This window comes from Streptomyces sp. NPDC001027 (genome assembly GCF_040299045.1).
Classification (GTDB): domain Bacteria; phylum Actinomycetota; class Actinomycetes; order Streptomycetales; family Streptomycetaceae; genus Streptomyces.
Genome location: NZ_JBEPBI010000190.1, coordinates 1 through 15,356, shown reverse-complemented (window position 1 = coordinate 15,356; position 15,356 = coordinate 1). Strand labels below are relative to the sequence as shown.

The window sequence follows — 15,356 nt, the reverse complement described above, 5'->3', positions numbered from 1 at the left end:
GCCGCCTCGGAGCCGTCGGTGTCGTCGGCGTCCGCGGGCTCGGCCTCGCCGTCCTCGAAGTAGGCGTCGAGGACCGCGTCCAGCTGCTCGTCCCACTCCGCGAAGCGCGCCCTGGCCGTCGCCTCGATCTCGATCGGGTACCAGCGGCGGTCAGGGGTGTGCACGGTGACGGTGTACCGCTTGCCGAAACGCGGCGTCTCGGTCTCGACGGCGCCGATCTCGTCCCAGCGGAACTCGCACTCCTCCTCGTCGAGGCGGAGGCGGACTCCCCTGGCGTCGGCGGCGATCCGCGCCCGGCGGTCCGAGGCCTCGAAGACGGGACCCTCGACGGGCGCGTCCGGCTCCTCCGCTTCCCCGTCCCCGGCGTCGCTCCGGGCGTCGGCGTCGGCTTCGGACTTCGCCTCCGCGTCGGTCCCGGCGTCGGGCGCGTTCTTCTCCACCTCCCGGGAGTCGGCGACCGCCTCGGCGTCGTCGGCCTCGGCCGGCTTCGCGTCGGTCGGCTCCGCGGTCACGGGCGACGTGAGCCCGGGGACGAATGCCGGGTCGAATCCGGCGCCCTCCAGGGGCTGGCTGCTCGAACCTATGCGCTGCTCCACAGCGGGCAGTATGGTCGAAGATCCTGTGCCGGACACAGCCAGCCCCTACTTCGTTACGGGAGTTCCGCACGGCGTTCCGTCAGAGAACCAGACGAAGACGCCCAATACGGCCGCCGGGCGAGGCGCACCCCCATGCGTCCGGGGCCGGGTGTCAGCCGAGGACGGCGAGCGCGTCGATCTCGACGAGCAGTCCCGCCGGCAGGCCGACGTAGACCGTGGTGCGGGCCGCGGGCGGGGCGGTGAGCGCCTGCTCCTCGAAGTACGCGTCGTACAGCTCGTTGAACTCGGCGAAGTGCCCGGTGTCGGTCAGGTAGACGCGGATCATCATGACGTCGTCCCAGCCGGCGCCGCCCTCGTGCAGGATCGACCTGACGTTGGCGAGGGTCTGCAGGGTCTGCTCGCGCAGGCCGGGACCGGCCGGGGTCGGCGGCTTGCCCGGCTCGGCGGGCAGGAAACCGACCTGGCCGGCGACCTGGAGGATGTTCCCCTTCTTCACACCGTGCGAGAACCTCGCGGGCGGGGTGGTGTGGGCGCCGGGGGTGAGCGCGGTCTTCTCGGTCATTCGGTGTCCTTCATTCGGTGTCCTTGTCCGGAGCTGATACGGGGGTCCTGCCGGAGTACTCGGCGCTGACGGCGTCCGCCGTGCGGCGCACCAGCGGGAGCAGGGCGAGCAGTTCGTCGGCGGTGACGACGACGTTCGGCGCGGAGACGGACAGCGCGGCGACCACCCGGCCGTCGGCTCCCCGGACGGGCGCGGCGACGCAGTTGATGGACTCCTCGTGGCCGCCGAGGTCGGTGGCCCAGCCCTGTTCGCGCACCTTCTGCAGCTCCCGCAGGAAGGCGGCGGCGCCGGGCGTCGAACGGGCCGTGTAGAGGGGGTAGTCGAGGCTCTCGGCGACGGCCCGCCGCTCGGGTTCGGGCAGGTCGGCGAGGAGCAGCTTGGCGACGGCGGCGACCGTGACGGCGACGGGCCTGCCGATGCGCGAGTACATGCGGACCGGGTAGCGGCTCTCCACCTTGTCGATGTAGAGGACCTCGCCGTCCTCGTACACGGCGAGGTGGACGGTGTGGCCGCAGGCCTCGCCCAGCCGGGCGAGGTGGGGGTGGGCGATCTCGCGGACGTCGAGGTTCTCCATCGCCTCCTGGGCGAGGGCGAACAGGCGGGCGCCGAGGCGGTAGCGCTGGTCGGCCTGGCGGTAGACGAGGCCGTGCTCGTGGAGGGTGCGCAGCAGCCGCAGGGCGGTCGACTTGTGCACGTCGAGGCGGTCGGCGACCTGCCCGAGGTCGGCGGGGCCCTCGGCGAGCAGCGGGAGGATGCTCAGGGCGCGGTCGACGGTCTGGCTCATGGGGTGCGTTCCTCCTCGGGGGCGGCCTGGGCCTGCGTCCAGCCCGGGCCGAGTCGAAGTCTCCCCCACGCGGTGTCGTCGAGGGCCGCGAGCCGGTCGGCGTGGGCGCGGGACGGGGGACGGGCGAGGTCGCCGGGGACGGTGAGGGCGGCCGCGGCCGTCAGATGCCCGTGCCGCAGCCGGTCGCGGTCGGGCAGCCCGCGCAGGGCGGCGGAGAGGAACCCGGCGGCGAAGGCGTCCCCGGCGCCGACGGCGGCGACGACGTCGACCCGGGGGGCCGGGACGTGCAGGACGTGTTCTCCGTGGAAGAGGGTCGCTCCGTGCGCGCCCTGTTTGACGACGAGCACCTCGGGTTCGGGGATCGCGGCGCGTACGGCGTCGGGGCCGTCGAGGCCCCACACGTCGGCGGCCTCGTCCTCGCCGACGAACACCAGGTCGGCGCCGCGGGCCAGTTCCCGCAGGATCCGGGGGCCGTCGCCGCCCGTCCACAGCCGGGGCCGGTGGTTGACGTCGAAGGAGACGAGCGGCCGGCCGGGCCGGGCGGCGGTCAGTTCGCGCAGCAGGGCGAGGCAGTCCGCGGAGAGGGCCGCGGTGATCCCGGTGAGGTGCAGGATCCGGCCGGCCCGTACGGCGTCGAGGCCGACGGTGTCGACGGACATCGCGGAGGCGGCGGACCCGGCCCGGTAGTAGGCGACTTCGTGGGAGCCGCCGGCCCGGTCGCCGGCGGTGCGGAAGTAGACGCCGGTCGGGCGGTCCGGGTCGCGTCGCACGCGGCTGACGTCGACGCCGTAGGAGCCGACGGTCTCGACGAGGTGGTCGCCGAAGCCGTCCGTCCCGACCCGGCCGACCCAGCGGGCCGTGTGCCCGGCCGCCGCCAGGGCGCAGGCCACGTTGGACTCCGCGCCGCCGATGCCGCGGTCGAAGGACGGCACGTCGGCGAGGCGGCCCGGGCGGGAGGGCAGGAGGGCGACCATGGACTCGCCGAGCGCGACGACGTCCACGACGTCCACGTGATTCGCGACGGCCGGGGCGTCGGAGGCGTTGCGGGGTCCGGTGGCGTTCACGATCGTCGTGGCTCCCGTGCTGGTGCGGGCGAGCGAAGCGAGATGGGGGTCCCCCCGGCCGAAGGCTGGGGGATGTTCCGTTGACCCCGCGTCGGCGGAGATGTTAGACAGCAGTCAGCGACAGACGCAATGGACGTTGCATTTTGTGCAACGCTCCTGATCAGGAGGTTCCATGAGTACCGAGGCGATCGCGGCGTTCGCCCGACTGGCCGAGGAACGCGTCGATCACCGCTTCAAGGGCCTCCCGCCGGACGCCGACGGCCTCACCGTCGGCGAGCTGGCCGCCCAGCGCCGCAACCTCTTCGCCGACGGCTTCGCGACGCCCGTGCTGGCCCTCTCCGCGGAGCGGCTGGAGCACAACCTCGCGCTCATGGAGACGTACGCGCTCCGGCACGGCCTCGACTTCGCGCCGCACGGCAAGACCTCGATGGCCCCGCAGCTCTTCCGGCGCCAGATCGACCGCGGCGCCTGGGGCATCACCCTCGCGGCGCCGCACCAGGTGCGGGTGGCGCGGGCGTTCGGCGTCGGCCGGATCTTCCTCGCCAACGAGCTGGTCGACCCGGCGGCCCTGCGCTGGGTCTCCGCCGAACTCGACGCCGACCCCGGGTTCCGCCTGGTCTGTTACGTCGACTCCGTGCGCGGCGTGGAGCTGATGGACGCGGCGCTGCGCGGCGCCGCCCGCCCCCTCGACGTCGTGGTCGAGCTGGCCGCGGGCGAGGGCGCCCGCACCGGCGTCCGCACGGAGGAGGAGTGCGCGGCGGTCGCGGACGCGGTGGCGGCCGTTCCGACGCTGCGGCTGGTCGGGGTCGCGGGCTACGAGGGCGAGGTGCCGGCGGCCGATCCGGAGCGGGTGCACGCCTGGCTGCGCCGGCTGGTCGGCCTGGCCGCCGCCTTCGACGCGGCGGGGCGCTTCACGGGCGCCGAGGAGATCGTCGTCAGCGCGGGCGGCAGCGCCTGGTTCGACGCGGTCGCCGACGTCTTCGCCGACATCCCCGAACTCTCCCTTCCCGTGCTGAAGCTGCTGCGCTCGGGGGCGTACGTCTCGCACGACGACGGCCACTACCGGGGGCTCACGCCGTTCAACCGGGTGCCCGAGGAGGGTGCGCTGGAGCCCGCCTTCCGGCTGTGGACCCAGGTCGTCTCGCGTCCCTCCCCCGAGCAGGCGTTCGTCAACGCGGGCAAGCGCGACGCGGCCTACGACCTCGGTCTGCCCTTCGCCCAGGTGATCCGCCGCGACGGCCGCGAACGTCCCGCGACCGGGGTCTTTGTGACCGCTCTGTCCGACCAGCACGCCTGGCTGCGCACGACCGCCGAGGCGGACGTGGAGGTCGGCGACTGGGTGGGCCTCGGTCTGTCCCACCCGTGCACGTCCTTCGACAAGTGGCCGCTGATCCCGCTGGCCGAGGCGGACGGCACGGTGGTCGACTACATCCGCACGTACTTCTGACCCGTCCGAACCGGAGGCCGACCATGGAAGACCTCGTCATCCGGGACGCCGACGTCGTCGACGGCACGGGCGCGGACTCCTACCGCGCGGACGTGGTGGTCGACGACGGCAGGATCGTCCGAATCGTCAAGGAGGCGGCCGCCGCGGGCTGTCAGCGTCCGAAGGCCGTGCGGGAGCTGGACGCGGAAGGGCTGGTCCTCTCCCCCGGCTTCATCGACATGCACGCCCACAGCGACCTGGCGCTGCTGCGCGACCCGGACCACAGCGCGAAGGCGGCCCAGGGCGTGACGCTCGAAGTCCTGGGCCAGGACGGTCTGTCGTACGCCCCGGTCGACGACCGCACCCTCGCAGAGGTGCGCCATGCCATCACCGGCTGGAACGGCCCCGGCGACGACGTCGACTTCGACTGGCGCTCGGTGGGCGAGTACCTGGACCGGCTGGACCGCGGTGTCGACGGCCGGGGCATCGCCGTCAACGCGGCGTATCTCGTCCCGCAGGGCACGGTCCGGGCTCTCGTGGTCGGCTGGGAGGACCGGCCGGCCACGCCCCGTGAGCTGGACCGGATGCGGCTGCTGGTGGCGCAGGGCCTGGAGGAGGGCGCGGTCGGCCTGTCGTCCGGACTGACGTACACGCCCGGGATGTACGCCGACAACGCCGAACTGGAGGAGCTGTGCCGGGTGGTGGCGCGCCACGGCGGCTACTACTGCCCCCACCACCGCAGTTACGGCGCCGGTGCGCTGGAGGCGTACGCGGAGATGGTGGAGCTGGCCGGGAGGTCGGGCTGCGGTCTCCATCTGGCCCACGCCACCATGAACTTCGGCGTGAACGAGGGGCGCGCGCCGGAGCTGCTGGCCCTGCTGGACGAGGCGCTCGACGCGGGCGCCGACATCACCCTCGACACCTATCCGTACACGCCCGGCTGCACCACGCTCGCTGCGCTGCTGCCCAGTTGGGCCAGTGAGGGCGGCCCCTCGGAGGTCCTGCGCCGCCTCGCGGACGACGAGGTCGCCGAACGCATCCGCCACGACCTGGAGGTGACCGGCGCGGACGGCTGCCACGGGGTTCCGGTGGACTGGGGGACGATCGAGATCTCCGGCGTGACGGACCCGGCGCTGGGCGACTTCGTCGGCCGCACGGTCGGCGCGTCGGCCGCCCGTCTGGGCGAGGCTCCCTGGGCGACGGCGCGCCGGCTGCTGCTCGACGACGGACTCGGCCCGACGATCCTGCAGCACGTGGGGCACGAGGAGAACGTCCGCGCGATCATGCGCCATCGCGTCCACACGGGCGGCTCGGACGGCGTGCTGACCGGCGCCAGGCCGCATCCGCGCGCGTACGGCACGTTCCCGCGCTATCTCGGCCACTATGTGCGGGAGGCGGGAATCCTCTCCCTGGAGGAGTGCGTAGCCCACCTGACCGGCCGCCCGGCGGCCCGCCTGCGCCTGCCGGACCGGGGTGTGGTCCGGGAGGGGCACCGCGCCGACCTGGTGCTCTTCGACCCGGCGACGGTGGCGGCGGGCTCGACGTACGAGTCCCCGCGCACCCTGCCCACGGGCATCCCGCACGTCCTGATCGACGGCCGCTTCGTCATCGAGGACGGACGGCGCACGGATGTGCTGGCGGGGCGGGCGGTCCGTCGCGGTCCCACGTGACGGAACGCCCCGCCGCCTCGCCCTACGGCTTGGGCAGGGTGCACCCGGCCTTGTTCAGGTCGATCTGGTTGCCGGCCTTGAAGCAGGCCGGGATCAGGTAGGTCTCCTGGGCGTAGTTGATGCCCTTGCGGACGGTGACGTTGCCGTTCGCGTCGACCTCACAGGGGTTGTTCTCGGTGCAGCGCTGGCCGTCCTCGTTGCCGGTGTTGTTGACGGCGACGACCTTGCCGGTGGCCTGGTCGATCACCGGCGAGCCGGAGGTGCCGCCGATGGTCTGGCAGGCGGAGGTGTAACGGACCGAGTCCTTCCAGGTCCAGTCGCCCTCCTTCATCCGGTAGACGAACCCGTCGATGTTGCAGCTGTAGAGGCGCTTCCAGTAGCCCGACGCCACGGTGATGGCGGTGCCGGCGACCGGGTGCGTGTCCTGCACGGTCAGCGCGGAGATCCCGTACGAGCTCCTGATCGACGCGTAGGTGCTGGTGAGCTGGTAGATCGAGACGTCGGTGTCGGTCATCGTCCCGTAGGCGAGCTTGCTGGCGCGCAGCGTCGCGACCCGGGTGCCGGCGGAGTTGAGCAGGCCGAACGTGCGGCTGGAGGCCTGGTTGACGAGCACCTCGCCCGGCTCCGGGAAGCCGGTCGACAGGCAGTGGCCGTTGGAGAGCACGAGCGCCGGGTCGGTGTCCAGGGAGCTCGGGAAGCGGACGACCGAGCCGGAGCAGTTGCTGAGCGCGACGGTCCCGGCGAGGTTCACGGCCCTGAGCGTGGGCGTGGCGGCCTTGAGGACGGGCGCGGCCGCTCCGGTCCCGGCCGCGGCCGGTGCGGCGATCGCGGGCGCCGCGCCCGCCCCGGCGATGGCCAGGGCGAAGCAGGCGGCGACGAGAGGCTTTCTCATGTGGGGGTCCCCTCTTACGACAGGGCGACCGGAGATCTTCCGGCCGCCCGCTGTTTTGTCATGCGCATTGTTGGTTCCAGAGGGGAGGAGAGCAAGGGTCGGCTTTCGGCCACGGGGAGGCGGCGGACGGCTCATCGGCCCGCGGCGGGGCGGCGGATCAGCCGCCCCGCCCCCAGGCGCCGACATGGCGGGCCCCACCCGCCCGGGGATACGCTGGAAGGGACTCTCCGCGCCCATCGCGCCCCGTCGACAGAGGCCTTTGCACGCTCGTCGCCGTGAGGGAGATCGACTCCATGGACCTCAACACCGTCACCGAAGTCGTCCGTCGACCGCCGGACCGGCCCGGCGCGGACTGGCGTGAAGGCGACGCCTGGCTCGCCGGCGGCACCTGGCTCTTCTCCGCCGAACAGCCGGATCTGCGCCGCCTGGTCGACCTGACGGCGCTGCACTGGGATCCGCTGGTCGTGAGCGACGCGGGACTCGAGATCGGCGCGACGTGCACCGTGGCCGACCTGTACGCCTTCACGCCGCCCGCCGACTGGCTCGCGGGCCCCCTCCTCGCACGCTGCTGCGAGGCCCTGCTGGCGTCGTTCAAGGTCTGGCACTCGGCGACCGTCGGCGGGAACATCTGCCTGTCCCTGCCCGCCGGATCGATGATCGCGCTGACGGTCGCGCTCGAGGCACGGTACGAGCTGTGGGCTCCCGACGGATCGACGCGCCTCGTCGACGCCCTCGAGTTCGTGACCGGGGACCACCGCAACGTGCTCGCTCCGGGCGAGCTCCTGCGGCGCGTCGTGATCCCGGCGCGCGCCCTGCGGGGGCGCGCCGCGCACCGCCGCTTCACCCTGACCCGCCTGGGCCGTTCGACGGTGTTCCTGATCGGCACGCTGGCCCCGGGGACGAACGACCTGCTGCTCACCGTCACGGCGGGCACCACACGGCCGGTGCGCATGGCCTTCGACGGCCTTCCCGACGCCCCGACCCTGCGGCAGAGCGTCGACGCCGTCCCCGCTGACGTCTGGTTCGCCGATCCCAACGGGACCCCCGGCCATCGGCGCCATCTGACAAGGCACTTCGCCGAAGAGATTCGTCGCGAACTCATGGCTGGAACGTGACATGACCTACCTCGTGAACGGCAGGAGCTTCCAGGAGGAACCAGAACCCGGCCAGTGCCTGCGCACCTTCCTGCGCTCGCTCGGCCGGCACGGCGTCAAGAAGGGCTGCGACGCGGGCGACTGCGGCGCCTGCACGGTCTGGCTGGACGGCGACCCGGTGCACAGCTGCATCACCCCCGCCTTCCGCGCGGACGGCCGCGAGGTGACCACGATCGAGGGCCTGGGGTCGCCCGGCGACCTGCATCCGATGCAACGCCGCTTCCGCGACGCCCCGGGGTTCCAGTGCGGATTCTGCACCGCCGGGATGATCATGACCTCCGCGGCCCTCACCGACGCCCAGAAGGCCGACCTGCCCCGGGCGCTGAAGGGCAACCTCTGCCGCTGCACCGGCTACCGGGCCGTCGAGGACGCGGTGAACGGCGTGGTCGGCGTGGAGAGCTGCGCGCCGGGAAAGGCCGTCGGCCGGAGCGTCGGGGCGCCGGCCGCCGAGGACGTGGTGACCGGTCGCGCCGAGTTCACCATGGACACCCGACTCGACGGCATGCTGCACCTCAAGGTGCTGCACTCCCCGCACGCGCACGCCCGGATCGTCTCGGTCGACAAGAGCGCCGCCCTCGCCGTGCCCGGCGTGCACCGGGTCTACACCTGGCGGGACGTGCCGCGGCGGCGCTTCACCACGGCCATCCACACCGACCATCTGGTCGATCCTGACGACACCCGCATCCTCGACGACACCGTCCGCTTCGTGGGCCAGCGCGTGGTCGCGGTGCTGGCCGACACCGTCGCGGCCGCGGAGGAGGGCTGCCGCAGGGTCCGCGTGGAGTACGAGGTGCTGCCGGCCGTGTTCGACCCGCTGGAGGCGATGGCGGACGGGGCGCCGCAACTGCACGGCTCGGACGACCCGTTCGTCCGCGATCCCGTCCACAACGTCCTGCTCGAGCTCCACACGCACATCGGCGACGTCGACGCCGGGTTCGCCGAGGCCGACGTGATCCACGAGGGCACGTACTTCTCGCCCCGCGTGCAGCACGCGCACCTCGAGACCCACGGCTCGATCGCCTGGATGGAGGACGGCCGGCTGAACGTGCGCACCAGCTCGCAGTCGCCGTCGATCGCGAAGGTCAAACTCGCCTACCTGTTCGCGCTGCGCCCCGACCAGCTCCGGGTGTTCTGCAAGCGCGTCGGCGGCGGCTTCGGCGGCAAGCAGGAGGTGATCTCGGAGGACCTGGCGGCGCTCGCCGCCCTCGACACCGGACGGCCCGTCTGCTTCGAGTTCACCCGCGAGGAGGAGTTCACCACGGCGTCGCCGCGCCACCCCATGACCTTGACGGTCAAGCTCGGGGCGAAGGCGGACGGCGCCCTCACCGCGCTCCAGGTCCGCAACGTGTCGAACACCGGGGCCTACGGCAACCACGGCGGCGAGACGCTGTACGCGGGCGGCGCCGCCGTGATGCTCTACCGCTGCCCCAACAAGAGGTACGACGCCTTCTCGGTCTACACCGACACCGTGCCGAGCGGGGCGCTGCGCGGGTACGGGATGACGCAGCCGGCGTTCGCCGTGGAGTCGGCGATGGACGAGCTGGCGCGGGCGTTGCACCTCGATCCGCTCGCGCTGCGCCGCCGGAACATGGTGCGGCCGGGCGACCCGCTCGTGGCGCTGCACGAGGGCCCCGACGACGTGGCGTTCAGCGAGGACTCCCTCGCGAAGTGCATCGACCTCGTGGAGGACGCCCTGGCCAGGGCCGCCGACCGGCCGCCTCCCGGCCCCGGGTGGCTGGTGGGCGCCGGCGTCGCGAGCTCCCTGCACGAGACCGCGCCCCCGACCGAGCACGTCTCCGAGGCCTGGGTCACCCTGGGGGACGACCTCGTCTACGAACTGGCCGTCGGCACGGTCGAGTTCGGGGAGGGCACGTCGACCGCGCACGTCCAGATCGCGGCCGGCGAGCTGGGGACGACGCCGTCGCGGATCCGTCTGGTGCAGTCGGACACGGACCGCACCGGATTCGACACCGGCGCCTTCGCCAGTGCGGGACTGTTCGTGTCGGGCAACGCGGTCCTGCGGGCGGCCGACGCCGTGCGCGACCGCATCCTGGAGTACGCCGCCGCGTACACCGGCGTGCATCTCGTGCTGTGCTCGATGGACGACGAGGAGGTCGTCTGCGGCGACCGGCGGGTGCCGCTGGCCGAGCTGGTCGCGTCGGCGCGGGCCCGCGGCGTCCGGTTCACCGCCGCCCGCAAGGCCTACGGCTCGCCCCGCAGCGTCACCTCCAACACGCAGGGGTTCCGCGTCGCCGTCCATCCGGTGACGGGCGAGATCCGCATCCTCTACAGCGTCCAGGCGACCGACGCCGCCGTGGTCGTCAATCCCGCCCAGGTCCGCGGACAGGTCGAGGGCGGGGTCGCCCAGGGAATCGGCTTCGCGCTGACCGAGAACCACCACGTCGACGAGAACGGCGTCATGGTGAACCCGAATCTGCGCAACTACCGCATTCCCGCCTATGCCGACGTCCCCCGCACCGACGTGCTGCTGGTGGCCTCGACCGACTCCTTCGGCCCCCTGCGGTCGAAGGGCATGGCGGAGTGCTGCATCAACCCGGTGGCCCCGGCGCTGGCCAACGCGCTCCACGACGCCACGGGCGTCCGCTTCCGGTCGCTGCCCCTGACGCCGGAGCGGATCTGGAGCCGGCTCGCCGAAAGGCAGTCGGTGGCGACGGGCCCGGGCTCATGAGCACCGACCAGCAGCCCAGCGGCCGGGGCCGCACCGAGCAGCATCGGGACGCGGGCGCGACGGCGATCATCAACCAGAAGGTACTGCCCGGACTCGAACACGAGTACGAGTCATGGCAGGAGGGCGTCAACGCGGCCGCCGCCGACTACCCCGGATACCTGGGCGTGGAGGTCTCCCCGCCGACCCCGGTGCAGCCGGAGTGGGTCGTCGTCTACCGGTTCGACTCCGTCGCCCATCTGAAGGCGTGGATCGACAGCGACACGAGACGGCGGCTCCTCGCCGTCGGCGACCGGTACCTGGACGGCCCCGGCGCCCAGCAGGTGGTCAGCGGCGGCACCCGCCCGGCGGACGACCCCCTGGTGACCGTGGTGGTCACCCACCGGGTCGACCCGGCCCACGTCGAGCAGTTCCTCGCCTGGCAGCGCCGCCTGACCGAGGAGGAGGAGAGGTTCGAGGGGTTCCGCGGCACGGAGATCTTCCAGCCGGTCGAAGGAGTGCAGGACGACTGGACCACCCTGTACCGGTTCGACAACGCCGAGCACCTCGACGCCTGGCTGAAGTCCGGCAGACGCAAGCAGCTCCTCGCCGAGGGGGAGAGGTTCGACGACTTCCGGCTGCGCACGGTCGACCACTCCTTCGGCAGCTGGTTCGCCTTCGAGGAGAACGGCAGGGACGCGGCGGCGCCCTCCGAGACCCGCACGGCCCTCGCGGTCTGGGTCGGCCTGTATCCGACCGTGGTGCTGCTGACGCTCGCCCTGTCGCCGCTGGGCATGCCGTTCTGGCTCGGGCTGCTCGTGGGCAACCTGCTGTCGAGCTTCCTGATGAGCTTCCTCACCATGCCGTACTACGTGAACCGGCTCCTCAGGCGGTGGCTGAGACCGGCCCCCGACGAGCCGGCGACGCGGACCGACCTCATCGGCCTCGGCGTCATCGCCGCTCTGATGGCGTTCTGGGCAGCGGTCTTCTACGTCGTCACGACCCAGATCTGGACGCTGCCCTGAGCGATCGCCGAAAACCACCCAAAATCCACGTCTCACGTGGCGGAAAACACGCCCCCACAGGCGTTACCGGGCCGTAAGCTCCCAGACATGCAGGTGATCCAGTCGACCAAGCTCGCCAACGTCTGTTACGAGATCCGGGGCCCGGTTCTCGAGGAGGCGATGCGGCTGGAAGCGGCCGGTCACCGCATCCTCAAGCTGAACACGGGCAACCCGGCCGCCTTCGGCTTCGAGGCCCCGCCGGAGATCCTGGAGGACATCCTCCGCAACGTCTCCACGGCGCACGGCTACGGCGACGCCAAGGGCCTGCTGGCGGCGCGCCGGGCCGTCGTGATGCACAACCAGACACTCGGCATCGAGACGGACGTCGAGCACGTCTTCATCGGCAACGGCGTCTCCGAGCTGATCGTCATGGCGATGCAGGGCCTGCTGGACGACGGCGACGAGGTGCTGGTCCCGGCGCCGGACTACCCGCTGTGGACCGCCGCGGTCTCGCTCTCCGGCGGCACCGCCGTGCACTACCGCTGCGACGAGCAGGCCGACTGGATGCCGGACCTCGCCGACATCGAGCGCAAGGTGACCGACCGCACCAAGGCGCTCGTCATCATCAACCCGAACAACCCGACCGGGGCCGTCTACGACGAGGCCATGATCCGGGGGCTCACGGACATCGCGCGCCGGCACAACCTGCTGATCTGCTCGGACGAGATCTACGACAAGATCCTCTACGACGGCGCCACGCACACCCCGACCGCCAAGATCGCCCCCGACCTGCTCACCCTCACCTTCAACGGCATGTCGAAGGCGTACCGGGTGGCCGGCTACCGGGTCGGCTGGATGTCGATCTCCGGCCCGCGCGCGCACGCCGACTCCTACATCGAGGGCCTGACGATCCTGGCGAACATGCGCCTGTGCGCGAACATGCCGGGGCAGCACGGGGTGGTGGCCGCGCTCAGCGGACGCCAGACGATCAACGACCTGGTGCTGCCGGGCGGACGGCTGAAGGAACAGGTGGACACGGCGTACGAGCTGCTGACGCAGATCCCGGGCGTCACCTGCGTGCGGCCGAAGGGGGCGCTGTACCTCTTCCCGCGCCTCGACCCGGCCGTCTTCAAGATCCGGGACGACCGGCAGATGGTCCTCGACCTGCTGCGCCGGGAGAAGATCATGGTGGTCCAGGGCACCGGCTTCAACTGGCCCGAGCCGGACCACTTCCGGGTCGTCACGCTGCCGACGGCGACGGACCTGCGGGACGCGGTGGGCCGGATCGCCCGCTTCCTGGACGGCTACAGCCAGCCTTAAACATCATCCGGGCAGTAATTTCCTGGATCCCTCAACTTTAGACGAAATCCAAGCTAGGATGGTTTCCTGACAGCACGGGAGGCCATCCTCATGTACGAGCCGATCCACACACCTTCTTCCCGTAGGCCCGCCCACACCGCGATGGCCGGCACGCCCTCGGACTTCCCCCACCGCTCCCGCGAGGAGGAGCTGGACATCCAGCTCGCGGGCCATCTCGCGGCGCTGCTCGCCGTCACCGACGAGCTGCGCGCCGCCGCGCCCTCGGCCGACCTGGACACCGCCGCCGCCCGCCTCGCGCAGCAGGTGACCCGGCTGCGCGGCGGGCGGGCACAGGTGCGCTCCCACCTCGCCTCCGCTGCGGTCACACCGCGCCTCGCGGCACTGCACGACCGGGCCCACGCGGTCGCCGGCCGGGCCCTTCTCGTCGCCGCGTCCCGCGCGGACACCGCCGTGGCGATCCTGGCGGCCCAGCGCATGGACGCGCACGCCGCCGGCCTGGCGGAGCAGCAGGAGCTGAGCACCGCCGGCTGACCCCTCCCCCGGGAGCTCCCCCACCGGGGACCTCGAACGGCCCCGGTCCGCGTGCACCCGCAGCGACGCGCGGACCGGGCGCCATGACCGCGTCACGCCCACCCGGCGTCACGCCCCCGGCCGGGCGGCGTTCTTCGCGCCGCCGCCGGTCCGTCCATTCGGGTGATCTGTACACCACAAGCGCCTGCCGGACGGCGTCGTGCTCGCGGCTGACTCGTAACGTCGGCGCACATGACGGTGGTCGACTCCGGCACGTCGGCACGCCCGCGGTCCGCTCGAAGTCGGCCTCCTGCGACCATCGAGCCGAGCAGGGAGCACCAGATGACGTCGACGGCCACCCCGAGGTTCTCCGTCTTCACCCCCAGCCACCGAACCCGCTTCCTCGACGAATGCCTCGCGACCCTGCAGGCGCAGACCTGTCCGGACTGGGAGTGGATCGTCCTGCTCAACAACGGCGCCCGCTGGCGGCCGGAGCGCCCCGACGACCGGGTCCGGATCGAGACCGCGGACGACGTCACCGGCGTCGGAGCGGCCAAGCGCAGGGCCTGTGAGCTGGCCCGCGGCGACATCCTCGTCGAACTCGACCACGACGACCTGCTGGCGAAGGCGTGCCTGGCGGAGCTCGGCAAGGCGTTCGACGAGAATCCCGACGCGGTCTTCGTCTACAGCAACACCGCGCAGATCACCGAGGACGGGAAACGGGACGACAGCCGTTTCAACGAGTCGCACGGCTGGCACTACGAGGACGTCCGCGTCGACGGCCAGACACTGCTGCAGGTCAGGGCGATGGCGCCGACGCCCCACAACATCGCGTACATCTGGTACGCGCCCAACCACGTCAGGGCGTTCCGCCGGGACGCCTACGAGGCGGCCGGCGGGTACGACGCCTCCCGCTCGGTCCTGGACGACCAGGACCTGATGTGCCGTCTGTTCCACGTCGGCGACTTCCACCACATCCCCCGCTGCCTGTACCTGCAGCGGATGCACCCGGCCAACACCCAGCGCGACCCGGAGACCAACGCGCACATCCAGAGCGAGACGGTCGCCCTGTACGACAGGTACATCGAGGCCAACGCCCTCGCCTGGACGTACCGCAGGGGACTGCTCGCGCTGGACCTCGGCGCGGCCCACCGCAAGCCGCCCGGCTACCTGGGCGTGGACCAGTACCCGGGCGAGGGCGTCGACATCGTCGCGACCCTGCCCGGCAGGCTGGACCTGCCCGACGACTCCGTCGGTCTGGTGCGGGCCGTGGACTTCCTGGAGCACGTGCCCGCCAAGGTTCCCCTGATCAACGAGCTGTACCGGCTGCTGGCGCCCGGCGGCATGCTGCTGAGCACGACGCCCAGCTCCGACGGCCGCGGCGCGTACCAGGACCCGACCCATGTCGCGTACTACAACGAGAACTCCTTCTGGTACTACACGGACGACCAGTACCGCGCCTTCGTCCCCGAGATCGAGGCCAGGTTCCAGAGTTCCCGGCTGACCACCTGCTTCCCCTCGCAGTGGCACTCCGAGAAGAACATCTCCTACGTGATCGCCAACCTCATCTCGGTGAAGGACGGCGCCGAACGGTGCGGCGGCCCGCTGCTGGTGTAGGTCCGAGGCGGCCTCCGGACCGCCGCACGCGAGGCGCCCCGCCGGACTCACCGGTCCCCCGGGGCGCCACGCGCCGGGTTGAGGGCCGTCGC

The 15,356-nt window shown here is 72.2% G+C and carries 13 protein-coding genes; 8 read left to right on the top strand and 5 right to left on the bottom strand.

From position 1 onward, the window contains the following. The 4 genes from ABT300_RS33070 to ABT300_RS33055 form a co-directional block, all read right to left on the bottom strand. Nucleotides 1-596: hypothetical protein (locus ABT300_RS33070; RefSeq protein ID WP_351683622.1), on the bottom strand; the 596-nt coding region annotated here is incomplete at its 3' end. A 151-nt stretch (nucleotides 597-747) separates the two neighbouring features. Continuing rightward, complete coding sequence (locus tag ABT300_RS33065) at nucleotides 748-1,158, bottom strand: RidA family protein (protein ID WP_351683619.1); 411 nt, start codon at nucleotides 1,156-1,158, stop codon at nucleotides 748-750. Between the two features lie 10 nt (nucleotides 1,159-1,168). Next, the gene (locus ABT300_RS33060; protein ID WP_351683616.1) at nucleotides 1,169-1,942 is read right to left on the bottom strand and encodes an IclR family transcriptional regulator; all 774 of its coding nucleotides are present in this window, start codon (nucleotides 1,940-1,942) and stop codon (nucleotides 1,169-1,171) included. Next, complete coding sequence (locus tag ABT300_RS33055; protein ID WP_502978048.1) at nucleotides 1,939-3,006, bottom strand: sugar kinase; 1,068 nt, start codon at nucleotides 3,004-3,006, stop codon at nucleotides 1,939-1,941. The genes ABT300_RS33060 and ABT300_RS33055 overlap by 4 nt, the downstream gene beginning before the upstream one ends. A 172-nt stretch (nucleotides 3,007-3,178) precedes the next feature. Between ABT300_RS33055 and ABT300_RS33050 the strand changes: the two genes are divergently transcribed. Together ABT300_RS33050 and ABT300_RS33045 are read left to right on the top strand one after the other, a co-directional pair. After that, a complete protein-coding gene (locus ABT300_RS33050; protein ID WP_351683613.1) occupies nucleotides 3,179-4,453 on the top strand; it encodes an amino acid deaminase in 1,275 nt (424 codons plus the stop codon). Between the two features lie 23 nt (nucleotides 4,454-4,476). Further along, nucleotides 4,477-6,102: an N-acyl-D-amino-acid deacylase family protein gene (locus tag ABT300_RS33045; protein WP_351683610.1), complete on the top strand. Its 1,626-nt coding sequence runs from the start codon at nucleotides 4,477-4,479 to the stop codon at nucleotides 6,100-6,102. Between the two features lie 22 nt (nucleotides 6,103-6,124). On the opposite strand, the gene ABT300_RS33040 is transcribed toward ABT300_RS33045, so the two are convergent. Beyond that, entirely contained in the window at nucleotides 6,125-6,994 is an 870-nt protein-coding gene (locus ABT300_RS33040) for a S1 family peptidase (protein WP_351683607.1), read from the bottom strand. Nucleotides 6,995-7,287: 293 nt separating this feature from the next. On the opposite strand from ABT300_RS33040, the gene ABT300_RS33035 reads away from it, so the two are divergent. From ABT300_RS33035 to ABT300_RS33010, 6 genes are all read left to right on the top strand, one after another. After that, nucleotides 7,288-8,109 carry an FAD binding domain-containing protein gene (locus ABT300_RS33035; protein ID WP_351683624.1) on the top strand — a complete coding sequence of 274 codons (822 nt, stop codon included), beginning with the start codon at nucleotides 7,288-7,290 and terminating at the stop codon, nucleotides 8,107-8,109. A 1-nt stretch (nucleotide 8,110) separates the two neighbouring features. After that, nucleotides 8,111-10,837 (top strand): molybdopterin-dependent oxidoreductase, encoded by a 2,727-nt coding sequence (locus tag ABT300_RS33030; RefSeq protein ID WP_351683604.1) that lies wholly within the window; start codon nucleotides 8,111-8,113, stop codon nucleotides 10,835-10,837. Continuing rightward, nucleotides 10,834-11,838: an antibiotic biosynthesis monooxygenase gene (locus tag ABT300_RS33025; RefSeq protein ID WP_351683601.1), complete on the top strand. Its 1,005-nt coding sequence runs from the start codon at nucleotides 10,834-10,836 to the stop codon at nucleotides 11,836-11,838. Before ABT300_RS33030 ends, ABT300_RS33025 begins: the two co-directional genes overlap by 4 nt. An 87-nt stretch (nucleotides 11,839-11,925) precedes the next feature. Beyond that, nucleotides 11,926-13,137 carry a pyridoxal phosphate-dependent aminotransferase gene (locus tag ABT300_RS33020; RefSeq protein WP_266724121.1) on the top strand — a complete coding sequence of 404 codons (1,212 nt, stop codon included), beginning with the start codon at nucleotides 11,926-11,928 and terminating at the stop codon, nucleotides 13,135-13,137. Between the two features lie 90 nt (nucleotides 13,138-13,227). Continuing rightward, nucleotides 13,228-13,668, top strand: coding sequence for an SCO4983 family protein (locus tag ABT300_RS33015; RefSeq protein ID WP_351683598.1), 441 nt, complete (start codon nucleotides 13,228-13,230; stop codon nucleotides 13,666-13,668). Between the two features lie 321 nt (nucleotides 13,669-13,989). After that, nucleotides 13,990-15,264, top strand: a complete 1,275-nt coding sequence (locus ABT300_RS33010) for a glycosyltransferase (RefSeq protein WP_351683595.1) — start codon at nucleotides 13,990-13,992, stop codon at nucleotides 15,262-15,264. The last annotated feature ends 92 nt before the right edge of the window (nucleotides 15,265-15,356 follow it).